The sequence below is a fragment of the Faecalicatena orotica genome (assembly GCF_003149245.1).
Lineage (GTDB): Bacteria > Bacillota > Clostridia > Lachnospirales > Lachnospiraceae > Faecalicatena_A > Faecalicatena_A orotica.
This window is the reverse complement of the sequence record NZ_QGDL01000006.1, coordinates 54,702-75,116: the sequence shown is the minus strand read 5'-3', so window position 1 is coordinate 75,116 and position 20,415 is coordinate 54,702. Positions and strand designations below refer to the sequence as shown.

General features: G+C 44.0%; 16 protein-coding genes. 13 read left to right on the top strand and 3 right to left on the bottom strand.

Annotation, left to right across the window (positions count from 1 at the left end; genetic code table 11):
• The first annotated feature begins 2 nt into the window (after positions 1 to 2).
• Positions 3 to 1,802 (top strand): cache domain-containing sensor histidine kinase, encoded by a 1,800-nt coding sequence (locus tag A8806_RS10670; RefSeq protein ID WP_109731191.1) that lies wholly within the window; start codon positions 3 to 5, stop codon positions 1,800 to 1,802.
• Positions 1,780 to 2,781, top strand: a complete 1,002-nt coding sequence (locus A8806_RS10665) for a substrate-binding domain-containing protein (protein WP_109731190.1) — start codon at positions 1,780 to 1,782, stop codon at positions 2,779 to 2,781. The genes A8806_RS10670 and A8806_RS10665 overlap by 23 nt, the downstream gene beginning before the upstream one ends.
• 219 nt (positions 2,782 to 3,000) lie before the next feature.
• Here A8806_RS10665 and A8806_RS10660 read toward each other — a convergent pair whose 3' ends face one another.
• Positions 3,001 to 3,522, bottom strand: a complete 522-nt coding sequence (locus A8806_RS10660; RefSeq protein ID WP_109731189.1) for a hypothetical protein — start codon at positions 3,520 to 3,522, stop codon at positions 3,001 to 3,003.
• Between the two features lie 305 nt (positions 3,523 to 3,827).
• On the opposite strand from A8806_RS10660, the gene A8806_RS10655 reads away from it, so the two are divergent.
• The 5 genes from A8806_RS10655 to A8806_RS10635 all read left to right on the top strand — a co-directional run bounded on the left by A8806_RS10655 (position 3,828) and on the right by A8806_RS10635 (position 9,239).
• The gene (locus A8806_RS10655; protein WP_109731188.1) at positions 3,828 to 4,802 is read left to right on the top strand and encodes an ABC transporter permease; all 975 of its coding nucleotides are present in this window, start codon (positions 3,828 to 3,830) and stop codon (positions 4,800 to 4,802) included.
• A 66-nt stretch (positions 4,803 to 4,868) separates the two neighbouring features.
• Positions 4,869 to 6,365, top strand: a complete 1,497-nt coding sequence (locus tag A8806_RS10650) for a sugar ABC transporter ATP-binding protein (RefSeq protein WP_109731187.1) — start codon at positions 4,869 to 4,871, stop codon at positions 6,363 to 6,365.
• A gap of 13 nt (positions 6,366 to 6,378) precedes the next feature.
• Positions 6,379 to 7,377, top strand: coding sequence for an ABC transporter permease (locus A8806_RS10645; protein ID WP_109731186.1), 999 nt, complete (start codon positions 6,379 to 6,381; stop codon positions 7,375 to 7,377).
• Between the two features lie 130 nt (positions 7,378 to 7,507).
• Positions 7,508 to 8,650, top strand: coding sequence for a substrate-binding domain-containing protein (locus A8806_RS10640; protein WP_109731185.1), 1,143 nt, complete (start codon positions 7,508 to 7,510; stop codon positions 8,648 to 8,650).
• 148 nt (positions 8,651 to 8,798) lie between these two features.
• On the top strand, positions 8,799 to 9,239 hold the full coding sequence (locus A8806_RS10635; RefSeq protein ID WP_109731184.1) for a hypothetical protein: 441 nt from the start codon (positions 8,799 to 8,801) through the stop codon (positions 9,237 to 9,239).
• Positions 9,240 to 9,241: 2 nt separating this feature from the next.
• On the opposite strand, the gene A8806_RS10630 is transcribed toward A8806_RS10635, so the two are convergent.
• Positions 9,242 to 10,087: an AraC family transcriptional regulator gene (locus A8806_RS10630; protein WP_109731183.1), complete on the bottom strand. Its 846-nt coding sequence runs from the start codon at positions 10,085 to 10,087 to the stop codon at positions 9,242 to 9,244.
• A 121-nt stretch (positions 10,088 to 10,208) separates the two neighbouring features.
• On the opposite strand from A8806_RS10630, the gene A8806_RS10625 reads away from it, so the two are divergent.
• From A8806_RS10625 to A8806_RS10615, 3 genes are all read left to right on the top strand, one after another.
• Positions 10,209 to 11,684: a rhamnulokinase gene (locus A8806_RS10625; RefSeq protein WP_109731182.1), complete on the top strand. Its 1,476-nt coding sequence runs from the start codon at positions 10,209 to 10,211 to the stop codon at positions 11,682 to 11,684.
• Between the two features lie 59 nt (positions 11,685 to 11,743).
• A complete protein-coding gene (locus A8806_RS10620) occupies positions 11,744 to 13,549 on the top strand; it encodes an L-fucose isomerase (RefSeq protein ID WP_109731181.1) in 1,806 nt (601 codons plus the stop codon).
• Between the two features lie 105 nt (positions 13,550 to 13,654).
• Positions 13,655 to 14,095, top strand: a complete 441-nt coding sequence (locus A8806_RS10615) for an RbsD/FucU family protein (protein WP_109731180.1) — start codon at positions 13,655 to 13,657, stop codon at positions 14,093 to 14,095.
• Positions 14,096 to 14,280: 185 nt separating this feature from the next.
• On the opposite strand, the gene A8806_RS10610 is transcribed toward A8806_RS10615, so the two are convergent.
• A complete protein-coding gene (locus A8806_RS10610; protein ID WP_109731179.1) occupies positions 14,281 to 15,267 on the bottom strand; it encodes an Rpn family recombination-promoting nuclease/putative transposase in 987 nt (328 codons plus the stop codon).
• A 478-nt stretch (positions 15,268 to 15,745) separates the two neighbouring features.
• On the opposite strand from A8806_RS10610, the gene A8806_RS10605 reads away from it, so the two are divergent.
• The 3 genes from A8806_RS10605 (at position 15,746) to A8806_RS10595 (ending at position 20,376) form a co-directional block, all read left to right on the top strand.
• The gene (locus A8806_RS10605; protein WP_109731178.1) at positions 15,746 to 16,726 is read left to right on the top strand and encodes a LacI family DNA-binding transcriptional regulator; all 981 of its coding nucleotides are present in this window, start codon (positions 15,746 to 15,748) and stop codon (positions 16,724 to 16,726) included.
• 280 nt (positions 16,727 to 17,006) lie between these two features.
• Entirely contained in the window at positions 17,007 to 18,920 is a 1,914-nt protein-coding gene (locus A8806_RS10600; RefSeq protein WP_109731177.1) for a PTS sucrose transporter subunit IIABC, read from the top strand.
• Between the two features lie 52 nt (positions 18,921 to 18,972).
• Positions 18,973 to 20,376 carry a glycoside hydrolase family 32 protein gene (locus A8806_RS10595; protein ID WP_109731176.1) on the top strand — a complete coding sequence of 468 codons (1,404 nt, stop codon included), beginning with the start codon at positions 18,973 to 18,975 and terminating at the stop codon, positions 20,374 to 20,376.
• Positions 20,377 to 20,415: the final 39 nt, after the last annotated feature.

Here is a 20,415-nt window from a genome sequence, read left to right as displayed (position 1 = left end):
CTATGAAAAAGGAAAGGGAAACCAGAACATTATTTGGCAGATTCAAAAGTATACAGAGCACAATGATGGTTTCATTTTCTGCGCTGATGGTGATTGCCGTACTTATTTTCCTGTTTATTGCCCTGAACTATACGAAGAATTCGATATATGAGAACTCCATCAACTACACGTCCCAGATTATCAAACAGGTGAATTATGACATTGATTCTTATGTGAAGTATCTGGAGAATATTTCGTTTATTGTCTCCACAAGCAGTGATGTTTCCAATTACCTGTACAATGAGGGGCAGACGGATATGGAAAGAGAGGAGGAAAAGGAGCGGATTCTTTCTCAGTTCAAGACGATTATGGACAGCCGCAGCGACATCTATAATATTGCGGTTGTAGCAAATAACGGGCGCAGCATCCTCAATGACGGGGAGGATGAATTCACGGAATACATTAATGTCAGGGATCAGGACTGGTACAAGGCTGCACTGGAGGCGAAGGACGGGACGGCAATCTCTTCTTCCCATGTACAGAATGCAATCAAAAGCAGCTATAAATGGGTAATCACACTGAGTAAGGCGCTGATTAATTACAATAATGCCCAGAATGAGGGAGTATTTTTTGTCGACCTGAATTATACGTCTATCAGTGAGCTCTGCAATAACAACAATATAGGTAATAAGGGATATATATTTATTCTGGACGAGGATGGCAATATCATCTATCATCCTAAGCAGCAGCTGATGTACGGCGGGCTGATCACGGAAAATGTGGATGATATCATGGCCTGCAAAGAGAATTATTTTAACACAGGCGACAAGATTTATACCATTTCAAAATCGGATAAGACCGGATGGACCGTAGTGGGGGCGGCAAACACTTCTGAGCTTCTGAAGAATAACAAACAGGCGCAGATGATGTACCTGCTCGTGGCGGCGGTGCTGCTTCTGGGGGTTATCCTGATTTCAAGCATTATTGCCAGAGAAATCACAAGGCCGATCCGGCAGCTTCGTGATTCCATGAGCATGGTGGAGGAAGGCCAGTTTGATAAGGCGAATGTGGCAGTTACGGCCAAGAATGAGATCGGAAGCCTGAGCAAGTCTTTTAATGTCATGACCGAGCGTATCCATACCCTTATGGAACAGAATGTATATGAACAGAAACAGAAGCGGAAGAATGAAATGAAGGCGCTTCAGGCGCAGATTAACCCCCATTTTTTGTATAATACTCTGGACTCTATTATCTGGATGTCTGAGGCGGGACAGAACGAGGAAGTTGTCCTGATGACTTCTGCTCTGGCAAAGCTTCTCAGGCAGAGTATCAGCAATGACAGGGAACAGGTCACGGTTGCGGAGGAGATTGAATATGTACGCAGTTATCTGACAATCCAGAAGATGAGGTATAAAGATAAACTGGAGTATTCCATAGAAGTATCACCGGAGATTAACCATATCATGATCATCAAGTTTGCCCTGCAGCCGCTTGTGGAGAATGCGATTTACCACGGCCTGAAGTATAAAGAGACAAAGGGAAACCTGAATATCAGAGGGTACGAGCGCGGTGACAAGGCGTATATCACGATTGCAGATGACGGTGTGGGAATGGATGAAGATGTGCTGGAACATATTTTTGATGAGACAATGAAGGAGCACAAGTCAAACGGTGTAGGGGTACCGAATGTACAGAAGCGGCTGCAGCTATATTACGGGCCGGAGTATGGGATTTCATATATCAGCAGAAAGGGGGTAGGGACAGTGGCGACTGTCACAGTGCCGCTGAACAGCAGAGTGGATGATGAAGAGACAGACAAGTAAAAAAGTGTTGACAGGGATCTTTTTATTTTGTATATTTGCTTCGATTCTGGTGGTCGCATACAGCATGTTTATTTCCAGAGACCAGGAAAAGCAGATCTATAATATTATCATGGTGCCAAAGACGATAGACGATACAAACGATTTCTGGACATCGCTGATAGCCGGGGCAGAGCTGGGAGCTGAAGAATTCAATACAAATCTGGAAGTTCTTGGCGGTAAGTCGGAAGTGGATATAGCCGGGCAGATCGAGCGTATTGAAGAAGCTATCAAAAAGAAACCGGATGTGATGCTTGTAGCACCGTGCAGTTATTCGGAGACGACGGAAGCACTGCAGAAGGTGGTTGATAACGGAATTAAACTGATTCTGATTGACTCTGTGATCGATAAGGATATTGCACAGAGCGTCGTGGCAACCGATAATTATCTGGCGGGAAAGCAGCTGGGAGAGTTTGCGAGAGGGCTGATTGATGAGAATACGCAGATCGGTATCGTTGCCCATGTCAAGGGTGCCTCCACGGCCATCGAGAGGGAGAACGGACTGCGGGATGGTCTGGGGAAATATGAACCACAGGTGAAAGACGTCGTATTCTGCGGGTCATCTTATGATAAAGCATATTCCCTGACACTGGAGATGCTGGAAGACTACCCGGATCTGGGGATGATTCTCGGAACAAATGAGTATTCTGCGGTCGGTGCGGCCAGAGCGATCAAGGATTTAGGCCTGACCGGAAAAGTGAAAGTAGTAGGATTCGATAATTCAGTAGAGGAAATCCAGCTCATGGAAGAGGGCGTCTTTCAGGGGATTATTATTCAGAAACCGTTTAACATGGGGTATCTGGGGATTGAGCAGGCGGTGGATTTAATGAACGGCAAGAACATCGAGAAAAATCTGGATTCCGGCTGCAAGCTGATCAACAGGAATAACATGTACGAGGAAGAAAACCAGAGGCTTTTATATCCGTTTACAGGGCAGCAGTAGGTGTGATTTTGGGATGACACAGTATGAAAAAAGGTTAAAAAATTACCGGGTGTAATTTTTTAACCTTTTTTAGTAAGATTTTCAATTTTCAAAAATAGTTCTAAAGAGTATACTAACAACATAAAGTTCTTAAAAAGTTCTTAAAAAATTCACAGAATGTTAAAGAATTTTATGAATTCGTATTTTAATAGCAATTGAGACTATGGGTTCAGAAAAGCATTATTCTTCGTCCTCTTTCGTAGATACAGCAGGGTTAAGGTAAGAATATTGAAGGGCTTTCTGAGTATCTGTAGTTACTGCGCTTAAGATGATGTTTCCTTCATCCAGATACCAGACGGAACCATGATTTGTAGAATTTTCTGTGTTATAGCCGCTTTCACCGTGAGCTTTTTCGAGTTTTTCGTGAATGGTGTCGTAGGTTTCTTCCAGATCATCACTCAGGTCTGCACTGTAGACCCACGCTACACACATGAGTTTTTCATCGCCATCATACATATACTTTACCGTTCCTTTCAGGTCAAGGTACTCTTTCGGATAAGCATAAGTGGTTCCGCCATATATGGAATCATAAGTATTATCGCTGGTTCCTTCAAGTTCAACCATATCATCAATGGTATCATCCCAGGTGATACTGGTAAACGGAAATTCAACAGTCTTTCCAGAAGAACTGCATCCGGTAAGGACCGAAGAGAAAAGTATAAGAGTAAGGACAACAGCAACGATTGAGCGTAAGTGCTTCATAATAACCTCCTTTAGCTGATTCGCTGTAAGCGAACCGCGTTGAATAACGACATTATAATGATTTTCTGATATAAATGCAAGAACAATTTGCGAGGTTCTTGTGTTTATATCAGAAAATGAGCGGTATTTACAAGTAAGCTAAAGCTGGTTGAAATGTAACAGGAATATATGAGAGGAGGAACTGGTATGTTAAGAAAACTGGCAGCAGCAAAAGGCAGGGCAGGCACGGGATGAAACCGTGACAGCCGGTACAAAAAAGAATAATTACGAAAAACAGCTAGGCTGAAGAAGTAGGAGGAAGAAAAGTGGGAAAGATCAAACAAAATCCTTTTGTGAAAAAGGTAGGGTTTAACAGAATCGTGTTATGCTTTGTTCTGATTCTTATGTATGTGTTCTTCTGCGTGATGACGCAGGGGGCTTTCACAGGAATGGACAGAATCATGAGCGCCCTTAATTATGCATATTTTCTGGGTTTTTTATCATTGGGGGTTACTTTTGTAATAGCAACAGGCGGAATTGATTTCTCTATCGGACCGGTGATGTTCTGTTGCGCCCTTGTATCAGGTTTTAGCTTTGTACAACATGGTGTGCCGATGGCGGCTGCGATGGTAATCAGCATTCTGGTAGGACTTGCATTCGGTCTGTTTAACGGTTATCTGGTTTCATACTGGTCGGTGCCGTCATTCATTACTTCAATGGCGAGTATGAATATTGCAAAAGGTCTTGCATCTGTATTTACAAAGACACAGTCTGTAAGCTGGCCACAATCGGCAGCAGAGGGCGGATGGTACAGGAATCTAGTTAAAATGGGCAGTATCCCGGTAGGCTTGATTATTTTCCTCGTAGTAGCAATTGTCTGTGCAATCGTCCTTAATAAGACAAAAATGGGACGATATATCTTATCACTTGGAAGCAATAAAGAGGCAGTAAGGCTTTCCGGTGTTAATGTGAAGAAATGGGAAATGTCAGCATACATAATCTGTGGTCTTCTGGTCGGAATGGGTGCACTTTTCTATGTGGCTGCATTCACGACAGTTCAGCCGGGATATGGAGATCAGTATAACAACGAGGCAATTGCAGGATGTGTAATGGGCGGAACGTCTATGGCCGGCGGCCTTGCTTCTATCAGCGGTACTGTGATCGGCGTGTTTATCATCGCCCTGCTTCAGGAAGGTATTCTGGCTCTTGGCTTTAGAAAGGATTATCAGCTTATCATTACAGGTATTATTGTTATTGTTGCAGTATTCAGCGATGTTGTTTCAAGACGCAGAAAGAATTAATGTGGATATATCGAGGCGATGATACATGGAAATCTGAGAGTGAAATAGAAAGGCAAGGGTAAGAGAATGGGCGAAGTTATATTAACAATGAAAGAGATTGATAAATCTTTCCCTGGTGTACATGCACTGGACCACGTAAATCTGGAAGTCAGAAAAGGTGAGGTCCTTGCACTGATGGGAGAGAACGGTGCCGGGAAGTCTACATTGATGAAGGTGCTGACTGGTATCTATACAAAGGATTCCGGTACAATTACATATGAAGGCAAAGAAGTAGAATTTTCAAACACAAGAGAAGCACAGGAGGCTGGTATTGTTATCGTGCATCAGGAATTGAATATGCTTGGACATCTGACTGTTGCACAGAATATCTTTATCGGGAGAGAATTTAAAAAAGGCATCCGCATTGATGACAAAAAGATGAACGAGGAAGCACAGAAGCTTTTTGACAGAATGAACATTGATATTAATCCGAAGGAAAGGATGAGCAACCTGACAGTAGGTAAACAGCAGATGTGTGAGATTGCAAAGGCGATTTCCCATGATGCGAAGGTCATTATTTTTGATGAACCTTCTGCAGCGCTGACAGAGACGGAGATTCAGGAACTGTTCAAGATTATCAGGGATCTGAGAGAGAAGAATCTGGGAATTGTTTATATCTCACACCGTATGGATGAGATAAAAGTAATCACGGATCGTGTTACGGTCATGAGAGATGGTACATATGTTGGAACTCTGATTACAAAAGACAGTACAAAGGATGACATTATCAACATGATGGTTGGACGTGTTATTTATGAGGATCCGAAGACAGAAAGTATGGTGCCAAAGGATGCTCCGGTTGTATTGAAGGTTGATAAGCTGAATGCTGGCAAGATGGTACAGGATGTAAGCTTCGAACTGCGCAAGGGAGAAATCCTCGGATTTTCAGGACTGATGGGGGCCGGACGTACAGAGACGGCGCGTGCACTGTTTGGTGCAGACCCGATTGACAGCGGGGATATCTATATCAACGGAAAGAAAGTAACAATCAATAACCCTCAGGATGCAGTAAAGAACGGCATCGGTTATTTGTCAGAGGATAGAAAGAGATTCGGAATCGTAGTTCAGAAATCAGTTGCAGAAAATACGACGATGGCAACTCTGGAAGAGTACATGAGTGGTATATTCATTGATAAGAAAAAGGAGAAAGAGGTTGCACAGAAATATGTAGAGTCACTGGCAACCAAGACTCCGGATGTAGACCAGCTTGTAGTGAACCTGTCAGGAGGTAACCAGCAGAAGGTTGTTATTGCTAAATGGCTGACAAGAGACTGTGATATCTTGATATTTGACGAGCCTACCAGAGGTATTGATGTTGGTGCTAAGAGTGAGATTTACAAATTGATGAATCAATTGGCGGCAGATGGAAAAGCCATTATAATGATTTCTTCTGAAATGACGGAAATATTACGTATGAGTGACAGAATCATCGTAATGTGTGAAGGCAAGAAGACAGGTGAGCTGGATATTTCCGAGGCAACTCAGGAAAACATCATGAATCTGGCTACACGAGAGATAGAGTAGGGAGGAAAATAAGATGGCAAACAAAAAAATGAAGACAGCTGGCCAGAAGTCGATAATTGATAGAATGGGCGGACAGAAAGTCATTGTTATTCTGGTCGTAATCATACTGTTTATCTTCTTCTGTGCACTCAGTCCGAACTTTAGAAAGTATACAACATTTGTAAGTATACTGGATTATTCATATTACATCTCACTGATGGCGATCGGGGTAGCATTCCCGCTGATGACTGCAGGTGTTGACCTTTCCATTGGTACAGGTCTGGTATGTTACTCATTAGTTGGCGGCTGGCTTATCGTATTTCAGGGATGGCCTACATGGGCAGGTATACTCGCAAGTATAGTATTTGGTATGGCAATGGGGGTTGTGAATGGATGTCTTGTTGCTTTGATGGACTTACCACCATTTCTGGCAACACTTTGTACTTCAATGATTACAAGAGGACTTGGTTCCATCATCTCAGGCGGTTTCGGAATATCCTGGCCGGCAGCTGCTGCTGAGGGAGGCTGGTTCAGAAATATTTTCAAGATACAGAGGAACGGTCTTAATATTCCGATAGGTTTTTTATGGATTATCCTCATTGTAATTATCATGTCATTTGTACTGAACCATACAAAGATTGGACGATATACACTTGCAATTGGCAGTAATAAGGAAGCGACAAAGTTATCCGGTGTTAACGTGAAGTTCTATCACATCCTTGCATATGTGATTTCTGGATTTTTCGCAGGTCTGGCAGCAATCTCCTATTCAGCCATATTTGCGACAGTTCAGCCGGGAAGTGGTGCCGGATTTGAGCTGGAGGCTATCGGCGGAGCTATTATCGGTGGTGTGTCCATGTCAGGTGGATTCGGAAGTATCTCAGGAACTCTGGCAGGTGTATTCGTTATTTGTCTGTTAAAGACAGGATTGCCGTTTATAGGCCTGACGGCGAACTGGCAGCAGATCATTACAGGTCTTGTATTGATTGCAGCTGTACTTGTTGATATTCTTAAGAGAAAAAGCGAAAATTAATCGTTCCAGAGGAAAGCAATAACCGTGCAGGGGATGTAGGAAACGGGCCTTCACGGTGCGAACTATGATAGATAGCAATCGGAGTGATTGTTACTATAAATAATCTAATTATGTCAGGAGGACAAAAATTATGAAAAAGAAAGTTTTGGCAGTGTTACTTTGCGGATGCATGGCAGCAGGATTGATCGCAGGATGTGGCAGCAAGAAAGATGAAGCACCAAAGGAAGACACAAAGACTGCGGATGAAGGTTCTGATGCTGAGGGTGACAAAGGCGGAGAGAATGGTTATCACTTCGAAGTTGTTGTAAAGAGCTTCCAGTCATCATACTGGCAGGCAGCCGTTAAAGGAATTGAGCAGGCAGAGGAAGAGTTAGGTGTAACAGCTGACACAACAGGACCGAATAATGAGTCTGATATTGCTGATCAGGTACAGATGTTAACAAGTGCAATCGGTAAATCACCAGACGGTATCGCCCTTGCAGCTTGTGACCAGAACTCAGTGCTTGAGGCTCTGCAGACAGCTCTGGATAAGAAAATCCCTGTAGTTTGCTTCGATTCAGGCGTGCCGGATGCTCCGGAAGGCTCTGTTTACGCTACAGTAGTTACAAACAATGGTCAGGCAGGTTCTATCGCAGCAGAGAAAATCTATGAATCAGTAAAAGATAAAATTGCAAAAGCTGACAAACCAGTCAGAGTTGGTGAAGTTAATCAGGACGCTACATCAGCTAACATCACAGAGCGTGGTATGGGATTTGTTAACAAATTTATCGAACTTGCAGAAGCAGACGGAAAGAAAGTTGCAGTTGTAGGTAATGACTACTATGTAGGTAAAGTTGAGAAAAACAACGACGAGAAGTCAGCTGACATCATCATTGAGATCGCAGTACCGGCTCAGACAACAGTTGAACTGTGTGCTACAGAAGCTTCTAACATCATGAACAAAGACGATACAATCGCTATCTTCGGTTCTAACCAGGTTTCTGCAGAAGGCGTTTTAACAGCTAATCAGAACTTAAATGTATTAGGATCTGACCCGGAGAAGAACATCATCGCAGCTGGATTCGATGCTGGTTCAACAATCAAAGCAGCTGTTGCTGACGGAACATTACTTGGTGCGGTTACACAGTCTCCTCTGATGCAGGGTAAATTATCTATCGAAACACTGACAAAGATCTGCAACGGTGAAGAAGTAGAAGATATCGAGACAGAGGGTTACTGGTATGACTCTACAAACATGGATGATCCTCAGATCTCTCCAAACCTGTATGACTAATCATAACAGAACGGATAATCACAAATAATTAAAAAAGGAACCGGGAGTGTCCCGGTTCCTTTTTAACATATGATCTGATATAATATAGGACAATAAGGTACATGCAATCCAGTACCGGAATGAAAATGAAAGACACAGGAGGAATCATATGCTTCAGGGTATAGAAACGATTTTTAACAATAAGGAAAAGATGATCGGCCATCTGAAAAAGAAGAGCTATGAGAAGAATACGGAGCTGTTTAAAGAGGAAAACGGCCACTTCTTCAGGGAAATGGCCGAGTATGTAGGGCAGGCCGAAGATAAAGAGAAGGCGGCGGAAGAGATCGGGGAATGTCTGGTGCAGGCAGTAAAAGAGCACCTTTCTAATAAGAAAGGAAAGGTTGAGGCCCGCACCCAGGTGGACCTGAATTTCTTTATGATCTACTATGTCTTTCCTACCATTCTGGGGATGGAATGTGAGGACCCCAAAGTGATCGCGGAAGGGATCCGCAGGGTCTGGGGGAAAAGTTTCAAGGAGAGCGACATAAACTATACGGATTACGAAACATTATACGGAGCCTTCCGGGAAAAGATATTCGGAATTTTTTAATTTCATTTCAAATATTGTTTCGGAGTCGTGCCTTTGTATTTTTTAAAAGTTTTGATAAAGTAGCTTAAATCATTGAATCCGGAACTGTATGCCACCTCTGTTATGGACTGGTCTGTCGTCATGAGCTGGTAGCATGCCCGCTCTATGCGGTAATAATTGAGGTAGTCTATCGGCGTGCGGTGTGTCATCTCATGGAAGAAACGGCAGAAGTATTTAGGGGACATATCCACACTGCCTGCCATTTCTTCGAGTGTGATCTGCTTATTATAGGAAGATTCCATGAATTCAAGTGCGGTTTTTAGTTGTATGATACGTTTATGGTTGCGCGGCGGCTGGGCTGGTGCAGGGTTGTAGTATTGTTTCGCGAAAATAGTGCCGATTACCTGGTAAAGTGCTCCAAGGACGACAAGCTGGTATCCATCCTTTTTAGAGGCAATCGCGTCGAACAGTGACCAGACCGTTTGGTGGATATCGTTATGAGATTCAGGATAGACAAAGGCTGGCTCCACTTCGTGGTCAATGATTTTACGTATGAGCTTGCAGCAGGAATCGTTTTTGTTCATAAGCATATTCATATCAAAGACGACACATTCATAGGTGCAGTCACGGGGAAGTCCCGAGTGCACGGAACCGGCAGGGATAAAGATGGCAGAACCCTGCTCAACGGTGTATTCCAGCTCATCTATGGATAGTTGGAAGGTTCCTTTGAGAACCCGCACGATTTCAAATTCCACATGCCAGTGCAGTGCCATGATATATTGTGGGTGCGTGGGGGTGATATGGTGGTATTCAAAGGGAAAGTCGACAGTTCCCCGCTGCCAGCTTTCGCGGTAATTGATATATTGCATAATTCTCCTTTATGTGAATATTGTTATATTTTTTACTATTATAGCACAAGTATATTTTCCGGGACAATGATAAAATGAAATCAGTGGCGAGATGAATGTGGCTATGAAAGGAGGAAGACGTGTGAGTAGTGAGAAGAAACAGGTACTTGCTTTTGACTTCGGGGCATCCAGCGGACGTGCGATTCTGGGAACTCTGGAGGACGGAAAGATACATATGGAAGAAGTTTACCGCTTTTCCAATGATCCGGTCATCATCGGCAAGACTATGTACTGGGACACACTGAGACAATTTTTCGAGATTAAGCAGGGAATTATCAAGGCAAAGCAAAAAGGCGGTTTTGAAAGTCTCGGAATCGATACATGGGGAGTTGATTTCGGACTTCTGGATGAACACGGGGTACTGCTTGAGAGTGCCGTGCATTACAGGGATGACAGAACACTCGGAATGCAGGAAGAGGTATTCAAGGCAATTCCGAAAGATGAGCTGTATGATATGACAGGAAATCAGTTCGAGAACTTCAATACGGTATTCCAGCTTTATTCCCTTGTGCAGAAGAGACCGTGGATTCTGGAACGTGCAGACAAGCTTCTGCTGACTCCGGATCTGTTCAACTATTTCCTGACAGGTGAGAAGAAGGCAGAATATACTATGTCTACGACGACTCAGCTGATGGATGCAAGGAACAAAGTATGGTCTGATAAAATAATGGATGCACTTCAGATTCCAAAAGAGATCTTCCCTGAAATCGTGCCGAGCGGTACGGTGGTAGGAAACTTAAGCGATGATATCTGTGAGGAACTTGGAATAAAGCCGGCCAAGGTTATTGCAGTGGCCAGCCATGATACACAGAGTGCCGTTGTGGCGGTTCCGACACAGGAAGAAGATTTTATGTTTATCAGCTGCGGAACATGGAGCTTATTCGGAACAGAGCTGAAGGCTCCGGTTATTGGTGAAAAGTCACTGGAATGCAACGTAAGTAACGAAGGTGGTTATGGAAATACAACGACCCTTCTGAAGAATATTATTGGTTTGTGGCTTGTACAGGAGAGCCGGAGACAATGGATCCGTGAGGGACAGGAATATTCCTTTGGTGAGCTGGAGCAGATGGCTATGAAAGCAGAGCCGTTCTTAAGCTTTATCGATCCGGATGCACCGGAGTTCGTGCCGGCAGGCAATATACCGGAACGTATCAGGGAGTTCTGCAGAAGGACAGGGCAGAGGGTGCCGGAGACGATCGGAGAGATCGTATGCTGCATCAACCAGAGCCTTGCACTGAAGTACAGATATGCCCTGGAACAGATTGAATCATGTACAGGAAAGCATTATCCGACCATCCATATGATCGGCGGCGGTATCCAGAGTAAGCTTCTCTGCCAGATGACAGCGGGAGCGAACGGACGCAAAGTAATCGCGGGACCTGTGGAAGCGACGGCATTGGGCAACATAGCCGTGCAGTTCATGTCACTTGGGGAAATCAAAGACGTGAATGAAGCGAGAAGGATCATTGCAGATTCAGAAACGACATATGAATATATTCCGCAGAACGAAGAAAAGTGGAATGCGGCATACGAAAAGTTTATTACCATTCTAAGCTGACCAGCCTGGAATGTGAATGGATATTAACTCATTAATCAAGAATAAGGAGGAAACAAACTATGGCAAAATCAAGACTCATCGGGGACTATCCAGTAATCGGAATCAGACCTACTATCGACGGACGCAGAGGTGTACTTAAGGTACGTGAATCTCTGGAAGAGCAGACAATGAACATGGCTAAATCTGCTGCAAAACTGTTTGAGGAAAACTTAAGATACTCAAATGGTGAGCCGGTTAAGGTTGTTATCGCTGATACAACAATCGGACGTGTTGCAGAAGCAGCTGCATGTGCTGATAAATTCAAAAAAGAAGGCGTTGACATCACTTTAACCGTTACACCATGCTGGTGCTACGGAGCAGAGACAATGGATATGGACCCGCAGACAATCAAGGCTGTATGGGGATTCAACGGAACTGAGAGACCGGGAGCCGTTTACCTTGCATCTGTTCTTGCTACACATGCACAGAAAGGTCTTCCTGCATTTGGTATCTACGGACATGATGTCCAGGAAGCTGATGATACAGAGATTCCTTGCGATGTAAAAGAAAAGTTACTGAGATTTGGACGTGCTTCTGTTGCAGCTGCAACAATGAGAGGTAAATCCTATCTGCAGATCGGTTCTATCTGTATGGGAATCGGCGGATCCATTATTGATCCTGCATTTATCGAAGAGTACCTTGGCATGCGTGTTGAGTCTGTTGATGAGGTGGAAATCATCCGCCGTATGACAGAAGGCATCTACGATGAGGAAGAATTTAAGAAAGCTCTTGCATGGACAAAAGAGAAATGTATTGAAGGATTCGACAAGAACCAGGAAGATATCCAGAGAACACGTGAAGAAAAAGATGCTGACTGGGAATTCGTGGTAAAGATGATGTGCATCATCAAAGATCTGATGAACGGAAACGAGAACCTTCCTGCAAACGGAGAGGAAGAGAAGGTTGGACACAATGCACTGGCTGCTGGATTCCAGGGACAGAGACAGTGGACAGACTTCTATCCGAACTGTGACTTTGCAGAGGCTATGCTGAATACCTCTTTTGACTGGAATGGAGCAAGAGAGCCATATATTCTTGCTACAGAGAACGATGTACTGAATGGACTCGGAATGATGTTCAGCAAACTCCTTACAAACTCAGCACAGATATTCGCTGACGTACGTACATACTGGAGCCCGGATGCTGTCAGAAGAGCAACAGACGGATACGAGCTTGAAGGACACGCAAAAGAAGCAGGCGGATTTATCCACCTGATCAACTCTGGAGCAGCATGTCTGGACGCTAACGGACAGGCAAAAGACGCAGACGGAAACGGATGCATGAAGCCTTGGTACGAAGTGACAGAAGCTGATCAGGATGCAATCCTGAAGGCTACAACATGGAACTATGCTGACTTCGGATACTTCAGAGGCGGCGGCTATTCATCTAGATTCGTAACAGAAGCAGAGATGCCTGTAACAATGATCCGTCTTAACCTCGTTAAGAACTTAGGACCAATGCTTCAGATCGCTGAAGGATGGACCGTGAAACTTCCTGATGAAGTTACAGATGTTCTTTGGAAGAGAACTGACTATACATGGCCATGTACATGGTTTGCACCAAGAGTAACAGGAGAAGGCGCATTTGCATCTGCTTATGATGTTATGAACAACTGGGGAGCTAACCACGGAGCAATCAGCTACGGACACATCGGGGCTGACCTGATTACACTATGCTCTATCTTAAGAATCCCGGTAGCTATGCACAATGTACCGGAAGAAAAGATCTTCAGACCTGCATCATGGGGCGCATTCGGACAGGATAAAGAGGGACAGGATTTCAGAGCCTGCCAGGCTTACGGACCAATGTACAAATCTATCAGATAATTGATATTGAGAGAATGATACTGTCATTCATATCTGTCAGACAACAGAGAGTGCCTATGATAAATAGGCGCTCTTTGTGTTGAAAACGAGAAGGAGGATACAAACATGTTAAAAGGAATTCCACAGATTTTATCACCTGAATTATTAAAAGTTTTATGCGAGATGGGACACAGTGACCGCCTTGTTATCTCCGACGGTAATTTTCCGGCAGAGTCTATGGGAAAAGACGCAATCGTGATCCGCTGTGACGGACACGGCGTACCGGAGATTCTGGATGCGATTCTTAAGGTTTTCCCACTGGATACGTATGTAGAAAAACCAGTGAACCTGATGGAAGTTATGCCGGGAGACGATGTTGAGACACCGATCTGGGATACTTACAAGGAGATTATTGCAAAACACGATGACAGAGGCGCTGAGGCTGTCGGCAACATCGAGAGATTTGCATTCTATGATGAGGCAAAGACTGCATATGCAATTATTGCAACAAGCGAGAAGGCACTTTATGCGAATATCATGCTCCAAAAAGGGGTCGTTGTCGAATAAATCCGTAGGCATCAGGGGTCAAAAGACCTTTTGACCCCAACATCATTTTATAAAAAGATTAAATGTAAAAGGCACCCACGCATAGTGAGTGCCTTTACTGTCCTCACGACGAAAATACTTTTTAAAAGATTGCCTCACAGCGTATATCGCTTCTTTCTTCTGTACACAATGCCCGGTTTTATGTACTAAAAACGTGAAAAATATTCTTCTGATTGTTCTCTGGTAAGGGAAAAGCGGGTTTGCAGTTTCATAAGGATCTTTTCTTTGTCATAGCCTTCCTCACGGTAATCCAGAATAAATGCTTTAATACCTTGCTCTATGCCCTGCTGTATTCCTCTCTTAATGCCGGTCTTAATTCCCTCGTCAACTCCATCCTGATATAAATCATCTAATGCTTTGCACATATCAATCCCTCCTGATTTTAGTTTCGCTTCGGGTAACTGCTGTCCTGAGCCGAGCAGCACCCTTATTGCGTTATATGAATCCTCGTCCATATTGCCAAAATAATTCTTGTTAGTCTGCATATATTTCTGCAGACATTCTTTACTTTTTCTATATTCTAACATGCCGAATACCAACTGTAAATCTGTCTGAAAACATAAATTATTATTCATACGCCTTGGATCAAACAAATTTATCCGGTAGTTGGGAATATATTTTTTTAACAGTTCATATTCTTTTGCGTTAAGCCCTAAAAGTCCATGCAGGTCCTGTGCGCCGTCCCATTCTTTTTCACCATAGTAAAAGACAACAGTAATAACGGGGGTGAGCCGGTCATTTTTCTTGAGGCCGGACAAAAATTCAGAGGAATTTTCCAATTCCTTGTTTTCTCTTCTGATTTTTCTGATCTGGCTGATCTGTTCAGTGTAGTTCAATGCATCATACAGCATTCCCCGGACAGGCATGGCATAGTGGATTTCATCCTGGTTTTCACATGCCAGTACCACGATCCTTGTCCCGTCTTCTGCCACCATCATGATGTCACGGTATCTTTGAACCGTGAGGTTTTCACCGTTTGGATTCCGTAAAACGAGGGTCTGTTCCGGGTTACTTTCCGTTAAGTGATTCGGCAGAAATACCTGTTTCCCCTGAAACAGGGAGCCGTTGATCAAATCCGCAAACCGGCGCTTATCGGAGAGCCAGCGTTTCATATAAATATCATTTTTTCCCATATGTAATTTTCTCCTTGTCTGTTTTTGGATATTTCAAAATGAAGTGAGTGTTCCCAAGACAAGTTTATACTTTCAATAGACATCACCAGCCTTTATTGTTTGAATTTTTTAAATGATTGTTGTTTGTCCGATGTTGAAACATGGATTGTTGGAATGATTTGATTAGATTCTAAGAATGTATGAAATACACCAGATCTTTTCAAGTACATATACCCTATCATAGAGTACTATTTGAATCCATAAAATTTGTATGAATTTTATACCAAAATTTTGTAAAGTAAGGAGGCGTGCCTGAGAACAATAACCAGTAACCTTTTTCATCCTACGAAATACCTCTGATAAGTTGATCTGTACTTGAATCGGCATAGGGATGATGCTACAATAATTTATAATTGGCGGGGCAGTCCGTTTTTCTGGCGGTTACCGGGATTTGATAGTGGTGGTGTTTTCGGAGAATGAAGGAGAAGAGGGCAGGGATATGACTATTACAGAGATTGCTAAGATGGCAGGGGTATCGGTTTCTGCGGTATCCAGATATTTGAATGACGGTTATATCAGTGAGGAAAAGAGAAAAAAGATTAAAGCTGTAATTGATAAGACGGGGTATAAGCCGTCCAAGCAGGCCCAGATTTTAAGGACGAAAAAGTCGAAGGTTATTGGTGTGATTCTTCCTAAGATTAGTTCTGAGTCTATCGCGAGGGTTGCGGACGGGATCAGTTCAGTCCTTTCTAAGGCAGGCTACCAGATGCTGCTTGCAAGTACCGAGAATAGTCCGAAGAAGGAGCTTGAATATTTGAATCTGCTGCAGAATAACCCGGTGGATGGGATACTGTTTTCTGCATCTGTTTATGACAAAGCCCATCAGGAGGCGCTGAAGAAGATGCAGATTCCGGTGGTGGTCATCAGCCAGCGGTTTGACGGCCTTGCCTGCGTTTACCATGATGATTACGGGGCGGCAAAGGCGATGACAGAGCTTCTACTGGACAGCGGGAAACGAAATGTGGCCCATATTGCCGTCACACAAAGTGACGAAGCTGCCGGAAAGAGCCGGACGCAGGGATATCGGGATGCCCTGCAAAACAGGGGGATTGAGCCGGCAGAGAATATGATTGTAACGGCTGGATTTACGATGGATGCGGGTTATGACTGTATGAAAAAGCTGCTGAAGAGGGCGCCTCGTCTGGATGCTGTATTCTGTGCGACGGATACGCTGGCTGTGGGGGCTATGACCTGTCTGCGGGACATGGGGAAAAAAGTACCGGATGAGATAAGCATTGCGGGGGTCGGACATAACAGGATGTCCAGAGTAGTGACCCCGAAGCTGACAACAGCGCATCTTTTTTACAAGACAAGCGGCATAGAAGCTGCCAATATGCTGCTTGAGATGATAGAAAATCAGGATCATGTGGCAAAGCAGACGAAACTGGGGTATGAAGTAATAAAGGCAGAGAGTGTTTAAAAAGGCAGATGTATAACGGCAGGGACCGGGAATTTCATAGAAGTGTAATGCTTCTACGGAATTCCCGGTTTTCTATTTGGTAAACTGGCAAATGATTTGTGGATTATATACAAAAAATATAAGGCAATTTTGTATTATCTTCCTATTTACAAATCTAGAAAAAGTGATAATATATAAATATAAAGTGAAAACGATTTCACACAGAAAAAGCATATAATGTGAAAAACATAGTGAAATCAATGAATTAATAACTGATAACGTTATCATAAAGGAGGAAGTTATGGATTACCAATCAATCGCCAGACAGATTTTGGAGAATGTAGGCGGGAAAGAGAATTTAATTTCAGCGGCTCACTGTGCCACAAGGCTCAGACTGGTCATTGCTGACAACGAAAAGTGTAACAGCAAGGCAGTGGAGAATATTGACGCAGTGAAAGGAGTATTCTTTGCATCCGGCCAGATGCAGATTATTCTTGGTACAGGGACTGTCAACAAAGTATACGATGAGTTCATTAAGATCGCCGGTATATCCGAGGCGAGCAAAGAAGATGTGAAGAGGGAGGCCGCGAAGAAAGCGAACCCGTTCCAGAGAGTGATCAAGACGATCGGGGACATTTTTGTTCCCATTATACCGGCCATTGTTGCAAGCGGATTTTTAATGGGAATTATGGAAGCGCTGAATTTCATGGTGAATAACGGCTTCCTGAATATTAATACAAATGGTTCTATTTACCAGTTTGCAGTATTGTTCAGCAATGTAGCCTATGTGTTCCTGCCAATTTTGATTGCATTCAGTGCGGCGAAAGTGTTCGGTGCGAATCCGTTTCTCGGTGCGGTCATCGGTATGATTATGATACACCCGGACCTGCAGAATGCTTGGACCGTTGCTACGGAAGGTGTCCAGAAGACGCAGGAAGTATTCTTCGGACTGTGGAAGGTTGATATGGTCGGCTATCAGGGTCATGTCATCCCGGTTATCATTGCTGTATTTGTCCTGAGTATCATAGAAAAGAAGCTGCACAAGATCGTACCACCTATGTTTGATCTGTTTGTTACGCCTCTGGTCAGTGTATTTGTAACAGGGTACCTTACCCTTGCAGCGATCGGACCAGTTTTCGTTTTCCTTGAGAACGGCCTGTTAAATGGGATTCAGAGTCTGCTGACACTGCCATTTGGAATTGGAAGTTTCATCATGGGAGGTGCCTATGCGACAACGGTTGTATCCGGCATCCACCATATGTACACAGTCATAGACATCGGACAGCTTGCCAAATACGGACTCACATTCTGGCTTCCTCTCGCTTCTGCAGCTAACGTGGCACAGGGTGGTGCGGCTCTCGCAGTTGCATTGAAAAGTAAAAACAAGAAGATGAAATCTGTTGCCCTGCCATCTGCATTAAGTGCATGCATGGGTATTACAGAACCTGCCATTTTCGGTGTAAACTTACGCCTTGTCAGACCATTTATTGCGGCATCAGTCGGAGGTGCATGCGGTGCGTTATATGCATCCATTGTAAATCTCGGGGCAACAGGAACAGGTGTTACAGGTATTTTCGGAATTCTTCTGCATCTTCACAGCCCAATTCACTATATCATAGCGATGGCAATCGCATTCGGTGTGGCTTTTGTGTTGACAGGAATTCTGGGATTTAAAGAAGAGACGGATGAATCAGATGCTGTGACGGAAAACAAGGAATCCGATAAGGCTCTATCTGTAGAGGAAACTGTTACAGAGGATCAGACAGAGGAGTCAGTCACAGTTCAATCAGGCAATAATACAGAAGAATTTACGTTTGCCTGCCCGATTCAGGGTGAGGTGATACCACTGTCAGAAGTTCCGGATGAGACATTTGCATCAGGCGTGCTGGGTGACGGTGTTGGTGTGAAGCCGGAGGAGGGGAAAGTATATGCTCCGTTTAACTGTACAGTAGCCACGGTTTTTGATACAAAACATGCTATCGGCCTTGAAACGGCAGATGGTATGGAACTGTTGATCCATGTAGGTCTCGATACGGTCACATTAAATGGGGAACCATTTACAGTACACGTGGAAACGGGCCAGCAGGTGAAAAAAGGGGAACTGCTTGCGGAATTTGACATGGAAAAGATCCTGAATGCGGGACTGAAAACTGTCAGTCCGATTATTATCACAAACCAGGGAAGCTATCAGGAGGTCCATATCACACAAAGATAAGGAGTAGCCGGGCGGTATTTAAAATGAGGATTTAGAATAGAGGATGGTATTTATGGCAGGTATAAAAGGGAATGATAAGTGGAGGCTGGGATTCCACCTGATGCCTCCAGCAGGCTGGCTTAACGACCCGAACGGACTGTGCCAGTTCAAGGGTGTCTATCATGTGTTTTTTCAATATGCACCGGATGACCCAAACGGCGGAATGAAGTACTGGGGACATTATACGAGCCCGGATCTCCTGAACTGGAAATATGAGGGAATTGCACTCTCTCCGGAGGAGGACTTCGAAAGCAATGGAGTATATTCCGGATCAGCATTGATTGCAGACGGGAAGATGAACCTGTATTATACGGGAAATGTAAAACTGAAGGGTGACTATAATTATATCACAGACGGACGTCAGGGAAATACGGTACTGGTCAGCAGTGAGGACGGGATTACGTTTGGCAGAAAAGAATGCCTGATGACGAATGCAGATTACCCGTCCGGTCTCACATGCCATATCCGGGACCCAAAGGTTGTGACCGGGAAGAGTATAGGTAAGGATGACGAAAACTATTACATGTTTCTCGGTGCAAGGACTCAGAGTGATGTGGGAGAAGTGCTTGTATACAAAAGCAGCGGCCTGAGAGACTGGGAACTTGTCAACATCCTGAAATCAAAAGACCCCTTTGGATATATGTGGGAATGTCCGGATGCATTCACAGCCGGAGGCAGGAAATTCCTGAGCGTCTCGCCCCAGGGTGTGGAACAAAGTGGTGTGGATTATCAGAACCTCTATCAGTCAGGGTACTACGAGCTGACAGGAGAGTTTGATCAGTCATATGAATTGAAGAATTTCAGGGAATGGGACCGGGGGTTTGATTTTTATGCCCCACAGACGTTTCTGGATGAAAGCGGCAGGAGAATCCTGATCGGCTGGGTCGGAATGCCGGATGAACCGTTACAGTCGAATCCGACGGTGGAATGGGGATGGCAGAATGCCCTGACAGTGCCGAGAGAAATATTGGAAAAAGACAGAAGGCTTTTACAGTATCCGGTAAAAGAATTAGAAAGACTCCGTCAGGAGGAACGAATATTGGATATGTCAGAGTCATCCGAAGAAATGGAAACATATGATATAGAAGTAACTGTATTAAGTAAAGACATTACTATAACGATTAGTGACGCAATCGACCTTACTTACAGCAGTCAAACCGGACAGTTTGGCATTTCCTTCCGGCAGGATAAAAATCTGGGATACGGAAGGGGCGGCCGTGCAGTCAATATAAAGGAATGCCGGAATATCCGGGTTCTTGTGGATACCTCCTGTATAGAAATATACCTGAACAAAGGCGAAGAAGTATTTACAACACGCTTTTATCCGGAGGGTGGAAGAAGCTGCTTCAGCCTGTCGGAAGGTAAAGCAGAAATAAAATACTGGAAGATGGAAAAGATGGCCGTGGCCGAAATGTGATATATTTTTTATGCTCACGAAATTTCCTCATACTTGCAT